This window comes from Providencia sp. JGM181 (genome assembly GCF_018257375.1).
GTDB classification, from domain to species: Bacteria; Pseudomonadota; Gammaproteobacteria; order Enterobacterales; family Enterobacteriaceae; genus Providencia; species Providencia lanzhouensis.
On sequence record NZ_JAERJY010000121.1, the window covers coordinates 1 to 11090 of the forward strand.

Annotated in this window: 8 protein-coding genes, 1 tRNA gene and 1 rRNA gene; 7 read left to right on the forward strand and 3 right to left on the reverse strand. The window is 43.5% G+C overall.

What is annotated here, in order from left to right; translation table 11 throughout:
• Nucleotides 1-85: 85 nt before the first annotated feature.
• The 3 genes from mprA (at nt 86) to emrB (ending at nt 3560) form a co-directional block, all read left to right on the forward strand.
• A complete protein-coding gene (gene mprA, locus JK188_RS13790; RefSeq protein WP_036947719.1) occupies nt 86-601 on the forward strand; it encodes a transcriptional repressor MprA in 516 nt (171 codons plus the stop codon).
• Between the two features lie 223 nt (nt 602-824).
• Nucleotides 825-2003 carry a multidrug efflux MFS transporter periplasmic adaptor subunit EmrA gene (emrA, locus tag JK188_RS13795; RefSeq protein ID WP_211887931.1) on the forward strand — a complete coding sequence of 393 codons (1179 nt, stop codon included), beginning with the start codon at nt 825-827 and terminating at the stop codon, nt 2001-2003.
• 18 nt (nt 2004-2021) lie between these two features.
• Nucleotides 2022-3560, forward strand: coding sequence for a multidrug efflux MFS transporter permease subunit EmrB (gene emrB / locus JK188_RS13800; RefSeq protein WP_036947723.1), 1539 nt, complete (start codon nt 2022-2024; stop codon nt 3558-3560).
• A gap of 82 nt (nt 3561-3642) precedes the next feature.
• Here the strand turns inward: emrB and JK188_RS13805 are convergent, their stop codons facing one another.
• Entirely contained in the window at nt 3643-4776 is a 1134-nt protein-coding gene (locus tag JK188_RS13805) for a tRNA/rRNA methyltransferase (protein WP_211887930.1), read from the reverse strand.
• A 173-nt stretch (nt 4777-4949) separates the two neighbouring features.
• Between JK188_RS13805 and JK188_RS13810 the strand changes: the two genes are divergently transcribed.
• From JK188_RS13810 to JK188_RS13825, 4 genes are all read left to right on the forward strand, one after another.
• A complete protein-coding gene (locus JK188_RS13810; RefSeq protein WP_211887929.1) occupies nt 4950-5651 on the forward strand; it encodes a tRNA-uridine aminocarboxypropyltransferase in 702 nt (233 codons plus the stop codon).
• 244 nt (nt 5652-5895) lie between these two features.
• Nucleotides 5896-8541: a bifunctional acetate--CoA ligase family protein/GNAT family N-acetyltransferase gene (locus tag JK188_RS13815; protein WP_249215362.1), complete on the forward strand. Its 2646-nt coding sequence runs from the start codon at nt 5896-5898 to the stop codon at nt 8539-8541.
• A 159-nt stretch (nt 8542-8700) separates the two neighbouring features.
• Nucleotides 8701-10056 (forward strand): CDP-diacylglycerol--serine O-phosphatidyltransferase, encoded by a 1356-nt coding sequence (gene pssA, locus JK188_RS13820; RefSeq protein WP_211887928.1) that lies wholly within the window; start codon nt 8701-8703, stop codon nt 10054-10056.
• An 88-nt stretch (nt 10057-10144) separates the two neighbouring features.
• Nucleotides 10145-10489 carry a YfiM family lipoprotein gene (locus JK188_RS13825; RefSeq protein ID WP_036947732.1) on the forward strand — a complete coding sequence of 115 codons (345 nt, stop codon included), beginning with the start codon at nt 10145-10147 and terminating at the stop codon, nt 10487-10489.
• A gap of 159 nt (nt 10490-10648) precedes the next feature.
• On the opposite strand, the gene JK188_RS13830 is transcribed toward JK188_RS13825, so the two are convergent.
• Together JK188_RS13830 and rrf are read right to left on the reverse strand one after the other, a co-directional pair.
• Nucleotides 10649-10725: transfer RNA gene (locus JK188_RS13830), tRNA-Asp, on the reverse strand.
• Between the two features lie 56 nt (nt 10726-10781).
• A 5S ribosomal RNA gene (gene rrf / locus JK188_RS13835) occupies nt 10782-10897 on the reverse strand.
• Between the last annotated feature and the right edge of the window lie 193 nt (nt 10898-11090).

Below are 11090 nucleotides of genomic sequence, written 5' to 3' on the forward strand. Positions count from 1 at the left end.
TGCTAATTCTATCTTTTAATATACCATTTACATGGTTGATTACAGTTGAAATCTTACCAACTGAAACTAATAAGGTATCCAAATAATGGAAAGTTCATTTACACCGACAGAAGAATTACTTAACGCTCGCGTCGCGCAACAAACTTCACAAGAAAATACTATCCCTTACCAAGAAATTTTATTGACGCGCTTGTGCATGCACGTTCATGGAAAACTGTTGGAATCACGTAATAACATGCTAAGAGCTCAAGGTGTCAATGAAACGCTATTTATGGCGCTCATGATCCTTGATACTAAAGATTCTCATAGCATTCAGCCATCTGAACTCAGTGCAGCATTAGGTTCTTCACGGACTAACGCAACACGTATTGCTGATGAATTAGAAAAAAATGGTTGGATTGAGCGTAAAGAAAGCCATAACGACCGTCGCTGCCTACATTTGCACTTAACGGAAAAAGGCTCTGAGTTTCTCAGTGGATTATTACCGCCGCAACATAAAGCATTGATCGATATCTGGTCTTCATTGGATACTGATGAAAAACAGCTGCTCGACAAGCTGATGCGCAAATTATTAGCAAAACTCGATAGCATAAAAGAGTGATAATATTGACCACAGATATTTCATGGTTAATGTTTTTGAGGCATTCTGTGGCTTAAACTGAAAAAAAAACTTTTCACTCACATATATTTCATTATCCTTTCAGTTATATATTGCGATATCCCATCGAGCAACGAAATCATTTGTCGTCTTAGTTTCCAGTAGTTAACACTAACTGCTGGAAACAGCCGTTATTTTTATCCATTGAATATGGGGAACCACCAGTATGAGCGCACGCGAGGATCTGCCTGAAACGCAAACGCCGCCATTAAACAAAAAAAGACAGCGCAGAAATGCACTAATGTTCCTAACCGTTATTTTTATCGCGATAGGTATCGGTTGGACTGCATACTGGTATCTCGTCTTACGCCATTACGAATCAACAGACAACGCTTACGTTGCTGGAAATCAAGTTCAAATCCAAGCGCAAATATCCGGTAGCGTCATGACAGTCAATGTCGATAACACCGATTTTGTGAAAAGTGGAACGGTACTGGTGGAGTTAGATCCTAGAGATGCCGAACTCGCCCTTGAAAAAGCCAAAACTGAACTTGCTAACAGCGTTCGACAATCACAACAGCACATTATCAATAGCCGTCAATTTCAAGCGAATATTGATGTTAAACGCTCTGAACTATCCCGCTTACAAAATGATTTAAAACGCCGCGAAGTCTTAGGTAGCAGCAATTTAATCGGTAAAGAAGAGCTCCAACATGCGAGAGAAGCGGTCATTAGTGCGAAAGGTGCACTTGATGTGGCGATTGAACAGTACAACGCCAATCAAGCCATCGTGCTCAATACGGCTTTAGAAAAGCAACCGCTTGTTGAACAAGCTGCAACGCAGGTACGAAATGCATGGCTTGCCCTGCAACGCACCAAAATTGTCAGCCCAGTGGACGGTTACGTTTCCCGCCGTAGTGTGCAAGTCGGTTCACAAATCACGCCAAATACCCCATTAATGGCAATTGTGCCATCCAGCGGAATGTGGATTGATGCCAACTTTAAAGAGACGCAATTAGCGAGCATGCGCATTGGTCAACCCGCCAAAGTAACCACCGATTTCTACGGCAAAAATGTGGTATTCAACGGTACCGTGGTTGGGCTTGATATGGGGACGGGGAGCGCGTTCTCGTTATTACCTGCTCAAAATGCGAGCGGTAACTGGATCAAAGTAGTTCAACGCCTTCCAGTACGTATCGCCCTCGATGAAACTCAACTTGATGAGTACCCTCTACGTATTGGGCTCTCAACCGAAGTCGAAGTGGATACGGCCAATAAAGACGGCAAAGTGTTATCCAAAGGCCTGCGCGATACGCCGGCTTATCACACAACCGCTTTAGCGGTTGATATGTCTCCTGCTGACAAAATTGTTGCTGAGATTATTCAAAATAACTCTGGCAAATAAGTAAACGGAGACATTAACGTGACAAATGCACCGTTAACAGGTTCAAAACTGGCTTGGATGACCATTGCGTTATCTTTGGCTACTTTCATGCAAGTTTTGGATTCGACCATTGCTAACGTCGCTATCCCCACAATTGCGGGTAACTTGGGTGCATCTAACTCACAAGGCACATGGGTGATCACATCGTTTGGGGTAGCGAATGCTATCTCTATTCCGATCACTGGCTGGTTAGCTCGTCGTATTGGTGAAGTTCGCCTCTTTTTATGGTCTACCGGGCTTTTCGCCCTTACCTCATGGTTGTGTGGGATCTCCAACAGCTTAGAAATGCTGATTTTATTCCGCGTCCTACAAGGTTTGGTTGCAGGTCCACTCATTCCTTTGTCTCAGAGTCTCTTACTCAATAACTATCCACCAGCCAAACGTAGTATGGCTCTTGCACTGTGGTCAATGACCATTGTGGTTGCGCCAATTTGTGGGCCTATTCTTGGTGGCTATATTAGTGACAACTACCACTGGGGCTGGATTTTCTTTATCAACGTTCCTTTTAGTATTGCGATTATTTTTGCCATTATGCGAACGCTTAAAGGACGTGAAACTCAAATCGCGATCAAGCCAATTGATACCGTCGGGCTTGTCTTACTGGTTGTCGGGATTGGTGCATTGCAGATTATGCTCGACCAAGGGAAAGAGCTCGATTGGTTTAACTCTACGGAGATCATCGTTCTGACCGTTATCGCCGTTGTCGCGATAGCCTTCTTAATTGTTTGGGAACTGACTGATGAGCATCCCGTCATCGACCTTTCCCTCTTTAAAGAGCGTAATTTCACCATTGGTTGTTTGGCGCTCAGCTTGGCGTATATGCTCTATTTCGGTACCATTGTCCTATTGCCTCAGTTACTGCAAGAAGTGTACGGTTATACGGCAACATGGGCGGGTTTGGCCTCGGCGCCTGTGGGTCTATTGCCGCTGCTGATCACGCCGATTATTGGTCGCTTTGGTAACCGTATTGATATGCGTTATTTAGTGACATTCAGTTTTATTATGTATGCCGTCTGCTATTACTGGCGAGCTTACACCTTTGAGCCTGGTATGGGATTTGCCGCAGCAGCATGGCCTCAGTTCGTTCAAGGTTTAGCGATAGCCTGCTTCTTTATGCCACTCACGACCATTACATTATCAGGTTTACCACCAGAAAGAATGGCATCAGCGTCCAGCTTATCTAACTTCACGCGAACCTTAGCGGGTGCAATTGGTACCTCCATCACCACCACGTTGTGGACACAGCGTGAAGCAATGCACCATGAAAATCTGACAGAGTTTGTTAACCCGTATAATCCAAATGCTCAACATATGTACAGTGAGTTGGCGCAAATAGGAATGAATGAGCAGCAAAGTGCTGCGTATATTGCGCGCTCAATTACTGAGCAAGGGCTAATTATTTCTGCTAATGAAATTTTCTGGATGTCCGCTGGCGTGTTTATTCTGTTAATGGTGATTGTATGGTTTGCCAAACCACCATTCGGAGCTGGTTCAAAAGATGGTGGCGGAGCTCACTAGCTGGCATATAATCCAAATGAAAAAAAACCATACACAATTTTGCGTATGGTTTTTTTTTAAGCTAGCTCAAGTCAGTAAGTAATTACTTAACTTTATTTTGTGACCACCACTGAGAAAGCATAATCCCTGTTGCGACAGAGACGTTCAGGCTTTCAACTTTACCTGTTCCGCCAATGTACAGGCTCATATCACCCTGATCCCATGTGCTGTCACTTAAACCATCACTCTCTTGACCTAACACCAACACCATTTTCTTCGGTAATTGAACCTTAGCAATGTCCTGACTACCTTTATGGCTTGATGTCGTAACGATGGTATAGCCCGCTTCACGGAATTTATTCAGTGTTGGGGTGAAACCATCCGCATCAATGGCTTTAATATGCTCTGCGCCGCCTTCAGCGGTACGAATTGCCGCACCTGATTCCAGCATTCCTGCATCTTGTAAAATCACACCTTTCACACCAAAGTGAGCGCAGCTACGCATGATCCCACCAAGGTTATGCGGGTTACCAACATCTTCCAGCGCTAAAACACAATCGGTATCGACCGCATTTTCTAAGTAGGTTTCTGCTGCCATACCACCGCGTTTTTTGATGATAAAGCACACACCGCCGTGGTGCTCAGTACCAGACGCTTTTGTTAACTCTTCTTCATCAACAACATGGTACGCTTTACGGTTTGCCGCCATCCATTTTAATGCATCACGAAAACGTGGGGTGACTGACTGCAAGAACCACGCACGGACAATACCATCTGGACGGTTTTTAAACATCGCTTGGCAAGCATTTTCGCCGTAAATACGGGTCTCTTCTTGGCGCTGTTTACGTAACTGCTCAGGATCAATTTGGCTTTTTCCTGAAATACCACCGTGGTCGTTTTCTAATTCATCACTACCCGGTTTTGAAACTGTACGCCATGGTGACTGCTCTCCACGAGGAGCGCTATCGCGATTACTTGATCGTCTGTCGTTGTCAGAACGGCGTTCTGAGCGACCACCTTCTGGACGACCAGAGCGACCTGAACGTTCGTTACGATCATTACGGTCGTTGCGATCATTACGCCCACCTGAACGTTTATCACCGCGTCTATCGTCGCGCTTATCATCACGACCGCCACGGCGTTTATCATTACCTTTATTATTGTCCTGCTCTTCGCTACGGACATACATCACTTTTACTTTGCCGTTTTTACCACTAAAATCATTCGTGTCGTTCATCGCTATCCCCTACTAAGCTATGGCGCGAAGATTACATGAAGTTGCAAAGCTACGCTACCGATCCGCGCTATTATCTCACCGAAAAGTTATTGAATATACTTCTATCGTAGACAAATCGTTTTGCGTACAATATGCCCCTTATTTTTGTCGCAACGAAAAGTGCCTTATCAACCATGAGTCAGAACGCTGTCTATCATCTGCGTCAACAACGCTTAGCCCTTTCTACAAAACCTTTTAAAGCAAGGGGTTGCCGGGTAAAACGCTGTCAATATTGCCTGCTACCCGCACCACAGTGTCTCTGCGAAGAAACGGTTTCTGCACAAGCAAAAAGCCAATTTTGTCTGATTATGTTTGATGGTGAAGTCTTTAAACCGAGCAATACCGGAAAACTCATTGCCGATGTGCTTCCTGATACTCAGGCATATCAATGGTCAAGAACAGATCCTGACAACCAGTTATTAGCTGCACTGCAAGATAAGAGTAGACAGCCTTATCTGATTTTCCCAGAAAGCTACGCGCAAACAGATCGTGTCGTCGTCAATGCACCAACGCTTTCTGACAAACCTGCATTGTTTATTCTGTTAGATGGCACTTGGCCAGAAGCGCGTAAGATGTTCCGCAAAAGCCCTTATTTGGATCAAATTCCAATGTTGTCTATCAATACGAAAGCGAGAACCGACTACCTGCTGCGTACCCCATCGCGGGAAGAGCAACACTGCACCGCGGAGGTGGCTGCTACCGTGCTAGAGCAAGCTGGTGATATTGATGCATCCCAAGCGTTATTTACGCATTTCAATCTGTTTCGCCGTAAATACTTAGAGGGAAAACCGCATCATCCAACCGCTCAAATGCTCTTGTCTCAGCCCCAAGAATAACTCCTTATAGGCATTTTTTACGCTATTTATATGCCTCGCTTTCCAGCAATTTCTATTTTGAAAATCACCTTCACAGCAAAACGTGAGGGTGCTTGTAATATTCAATAAAATTCCCCCGATAAACTGGCGCTTCCCACAATATACGGCACAATATACGACATAGTGTTGCTGTATCGTATAGCGTTGCTTACGAACTCAAAATCAATTGAGCGGGTTTTCGCTCACCACAAAAAGGTTTACCGCCATGGGGTTAGTGAGTCAGCTAGAGTCATTGTTTAGACCAAAATCTATTGTTGTCGTGGGCGCATCAGAAGATCCTAGCCGAGCAGGATCCGTGATGATGAAAAACTTACTCAGCAGCGGTTTCAAAGGCCCTATTCTGCCCGTTAATCCGAACAGAAGCTCCATTCTTGGCGTCCTTGCTTATCCCTCAATTGATAAACTCCCACTCAAGCCTGATCTTGCGGTAATCTGCACTCACTATTCTCGCAATGTTGAATGTCTCCGGCAGCTTGGGGAAGCAGGCTGTAATGTCGTCATTATCTTATCATCCCCTTCTATTCAATTTAATGAACTGAAAAAGGTGGCACAGCAATACCAAATTCGTTTATTGGGTCCGAATAGCTTAGGCTTCTTTGCACCATGGCAAGGGCTAAACGCCAGCTTTTCCCCAATCCCTATTTTGAAAGGTAAACTGGCATTTATTTCACAATCTGCCGCAGTCTCAAATACAGTCTTAGATTGGGCGCGCCATCGCGATATCGGCTTTTCCTATTTTATTGCCCTTGGCGATAGCATTGATATCGATATTGATGACCTACTGGACTATCTTGCACGAGACAGCAAAACCAGTGCTATCTTGCTTTATTTAGAAAATATTAGTGATGCTAGACGCTTTTTATCATCTTCTCGTAGTGCATCCCGTAACAAACCGATCCTCGTTATCAAAAGCGGGCGAACACGCAAAGCGCAAGAGCTTCTCGGTGAAAAACCAAGTTTAGATGCCGCTTATGATGCTGCGATTCAACGGGCAGGTTTGCTGCGCGTCCAAGATACCCACGAAATGTTTTCTGCGGTAGAAACACTAAGTTATATGACTCCGCTACGAGGAGAACGTTTATCGATTATGAGCAACGGCTCAGCACCTGCCGCAATGGCACTCGATGAACTACTGCTACGTAATGGGAAGCTTGCAAAACTCAGTGTAGAAACTGAAAACGAACTGAGCTCTCTATTGCCACTAGATTTATCTACCCAAAACCCGATTGACCTCGGCGATGATTCTACTGTTGATAGGTATCTCAACGTATTAAACAAAATGCTCGATAGTCACGATCATGATGCGTTGCTTTTGATCCATACCCCAAGTGCCATTACACAAAGTAAGTCCATGGCAGAAAAAGTGATCAAAACTATTAAGCAGCATCCTCGGGGCAAATGGTTAACCATCCTCACAAACTGGTGCGGGGAATATTCTTCTCAAGAAGCAAGAAGGCTTTTCAGCGAAGCTGGGATCCCAACTTACAGAACACCCGAAGGTGCAATCACCGCCTATATGCATATGGTGGAATATCGCCGTAACCAAAAACAATTAAAAGAAACCCCTGCGCTGCCTGTCGGAATAACCGCAAATACTCAGCAAGCACATACCTGTATCATGCAAGCCATTGAAAATAACAAGCTGCATTTAGATACCCATGAGGTTCAGCCAATCTTAAAAGCTTATGGCTTAAACAGTTTACCAACATGGATTGCTCATTCCAGCGAACAGGCCGTTGAAATTGCAGAAAAGATTGGCTATCCCGTTGCACTAAAATTACGTTCTCCTGACATTGTGCACAAATCAGAAGTTCAGGGCGTTATGCTCTATTTAAGGAATGCCAAAGAAGTCGCTGAAGCCGCTAATGCCATTATTGAACGAGTCTCGACTAATTATCCACAAGCTCGAATTGAAGGCTTATTAGTACAAAGCATGGCGAATCGCGCAGGCGCTCAGGAGCTACGAATTGCTGTTGAGCTTGACCCTGTTTTTGGTTTATTGATCATGCTTGGTGAAGGAGGCATAGAGTGGCAACAAGAGAGCCAGGCAGCCGTAGCCCTTCCGCCACTAAACTTAGCGCTAGCACGTTACTTGGTCATTAATGCGATCAAAGGACATAAAATTAAAGCCCGTAGTGCTTTAGAGCCATTAGATATTCCGGGGCTAGCTAGCTTATTAGTTCGTGTATCTAACCTAATCATTGATTGTCCTAACATTACCCGGTTGGACATACACCCACTGCTCGCCGCTGGTGATGAATTCACATTACTTGATGTTTCAATGACATTGAACCCAGCAAGTGACAATCCAAATACTCGGCTTGCCATCCGTCCTTATCCTAATGAACTTGAAGAGACCATTAACCTAAAAGATGATTTAACTTGCTTGTTAAGACCGATTCTTCCTGAAGATGAACCACTCTTAAAATCCTTTATTGAGCAAGTCACTAAAGAAGATCTTTATTACCGTTATTTCAGTGAAATCAGTGAATTCACTCATGATGATCTCGCGAATATGACGCAAATCGATTACGACCGAGAAATGGCGTTTGTCGCTGTTAAAAATAGTGATACACAACCCGAAATTATCGGTGTAACTCGTGCAATGGCAGATCCTGATAACCAAGAAGCTGAGTTTGCCGTTTTAGTTCGTTCAGATATGAAAGGTCAAACACTCGGCTATCAATTAATGCAAAAATTGCTCAACTACACCCGCGGACATGGCATTAAGAAACTGACAGCGATCACCATGCCAGAAAACCGTAATATGATCAGTTTAGCAAAAAAATTAGGATTCCAAATTGATGTTCAATTTGAGGATGGTGTCGTAAATCTCACCCTACATCTATAATTATCGTTAGGAATAAACCGTAATCTGTATAGTAAGTAAACCAATGGTCAATTTATTCCTAATGAATGGTGTAAATATGATATCATCGACAGATCATTCGCTTAAATATTTGTATAAAGCGATTTGCTATTAGACTAACAAGAGAAAATTCACACTGTGATGTTGTCAAAACTAAAACAAGCAAAACATCAACAACACTTGGCAAACATGCCTAAATTGTCTCAGTCGGTTGATGATGTTAAAACGCTCTATAAGACGGAAGATTTTCGTGGTGCTCTGCTTGAACAGATCTCGCAAGCTAAAAATACAGTCTACATTACGGCTCTGTATTTAGAAAAAGATGATGCGGGTAAAGACATCCTTCATGCTCTGTATGCCGCTAAACAAGCAAATCCTAATCTAGATATTAAAATTCTAGTTGATTGGCACCGAGCTCAACGCGGTCGAATTGGCGCAGCGGCTAATCTAACTAATGCCGATTGGTATTATGAAGTTTCTCAGCAATACCCTGATGTTGAGATCCCTGTTTTCGGGATCCCCGTAAACACGCGTGAAGCATTAGGGGTACTGCACTTAAAAGGTTTCTTATTTGATGATACGCTTCTGTATAGCGGGGCAAGCATCAATGATGTCTATCTGCATCGTCATGAAAAATACCGCTATGATAGATATCATCTCATCAAAAATAGCCAGCTCACGACAACGATGAAAAAATTCATTGATGATTCTCTTTTATCATCGGATGCTATTCATCTACTCAATACGCCTGATAGACCCAAAACAGCGGAGTTTAAAGCATTAATCAAGCAATTTCGTTTGTCATTAAGAGGCGTTAATTACCAATTTTCAGGTAATGCTTCCAATGATGAACTCGCCGTTACTCCGTTTGTTGGCCTAGGAAAAAAGAACGAGTTAAATCGTACTATCACCCATTTAATGAGCTCAACCGCTGAAAAGCTAACTATCTGTACACCATATTTTAATTTACCTGCTGTTTTGGTTAGAATTATCAGCAAGTTACTGCGTGATGGAAAGAAAGTTGAAATCATTATTGGTGATAAAACCGCTAACGACTTCTATATTCCACCTGAAGAGCCTTTTAAAATCATCGGTGCTTTGCCTTATCTCTATGAAATAAACTTACGTAAGTTTGTTAGCCGTTTGCAGCGTTTTATTGATAGTGAACAACTGACAGTTCGTTTATGGAAAGATGGTGACAACACCTATCACCTGAAAGGAATGTGGGTTGATAATCAATGGCAGCTGATTACAGGTAATAACCTGAATCCACGGGCTTGGGGATTAGATTTGGAAAATGCGGTATTAATCCACGATCCAAAACAACAGCTCCAAGAACAACGCCAACACGAGCTTGATTGCATCCGAGTCCATACTAAAGTTGTTCATCATTATCGCGAGCTGGATAGCATTCAAACCTACCCTGTTAAAGTGAAAAAACTGATCCGTCGATTACGACGTATCCGAGTTGATCGACTCATTAGTCGAATACTTTAATAATTGACTCTCTAAAGCGCCGCTCATGTGGCGCTTTTTATTATCTAGCGAACTCTAACTTATCAGTTGCTGTAGAGGGCCAAGATATATGCCAAATCTCTCTTATAAAACATTAGCTTTAAGTTGCTCCTTAATAGTCATGACTGGCTGTTCAGGCTTCCATTGGTCAAATGATAATTGGCAGGGAAAAGATAAGGCGCAGCACTTTGCCTTTTCTGCTGCAATGGCTGCTGCTGGTAATGCGTATGCGGATAGGCAGAACATGCAACATCGGCAAGCGGCACAATTCGGTATGTTGTTTTCGATTTCGCTAGGTGCAGCGAAAGAACTTTATGATAGCCGACCAGCAGGTACTGGCTGGAGTTGGCATGATTTTGCTTATGATGTAGCGGGTTCAGTGGCAGGTTATACTCTATATCAAAACTTTAAGTAATATTTGCTCGCTCATAATAAACAAAAAAATCTAGAAGAGATCACTATAGCAGAGTGAGCTGTGTGACGACAGGGAGAAAATATAGTTAGAAATTGCTGTATTACATGTATTGTAGAAAAACAAAAACCCCGTGATTTTCATCACGGGGCTTGCTATAAGTGGCGGAACGGACGGGACTCGAACCCGCGACCCCCTGCGTGACAGGCAGGTATTCTAACCAACTGAACTACCGCTCCACTTATTCTTTTTGCCTTTCGGCGACTTATCGCTTCGCAATAAGCTTTAAATTAATGTCTGGCAGTTCCCTACTCTCACATGGGGAGACCCCACACTACCATCGGCGCTACGGCGTTTCACTGCTGAGTTCGGCATGGGGTCAGGTGGGACCACCGCGCTATTGCCGCCAGACAAATTCTGTTTATTCCCGTTTAAGTCTTTACCTAAACCAGAACATCAATCCTGAACAAGCTGTGTGACTACCCTTTGGCGTCACTGTCATTGAATCAACTCAATCTCTCTTCTCGAAAACACCTTCGGTGTTGTCAGGTTAAGCCTCACGGTTCATTAGTATTGGTTAGCTCAACGTATCGCTACGCTTACA

What these genes read in the sequence shown, in the direction of transcription:
- JK188_RS13810 (WP_211887929.1), top strand. Translation starts at nt 4,950, where the DNA reads ATGAGTCAGAACGCTGTCTATCATCTGCGTCAACAACGCTTAGCCCTT.
- JK188_RS13825 (WP_036947732.1), top strand. Translation starts at nt 10,145, where the DNA reads ATGCCAAATCTCTCTTATAAAACATTAGCTTTAAGTTGCTCCTTAATA.
- pssA (WP_211887928.1), top strand. Translation starts at nt 8,701, where the DNA reads ATGTTGTCAAAACTAAAACAAGCAAAACATCAACAACACTTGGCAAAC.
- emrA (WP_211887931.1), top strand. Translation starts at nt 825, where the DNA reads ATGAGCGCACGCGAGGATCTGCCTGAAACGCAAACGCCGCCATTAAAC.
- mprA (WP_036947719.1), top strand. Translation starts at nt 86, where the DNA reads ATGGAAAGTTCATTTACACCGACAGAAGAATTACTTAACGCTCGCGTC.
- JK188_RS13805 (WP_211887930.1), bottom strand. Translation starts at nt 4,776, where the DNA reads ATGAACGACACGAATGATTTTAGTGGTAAAAACGGCAAAGTAAAAGTG.
- JK188_RS13815 (WP_249215362.1), top strand. Translation starts at nt 5,896, where the DNA reads ATGGGGTTAGTGAGTCAGCTAGAGTCATTGTTTAGACCAAAATCTATT.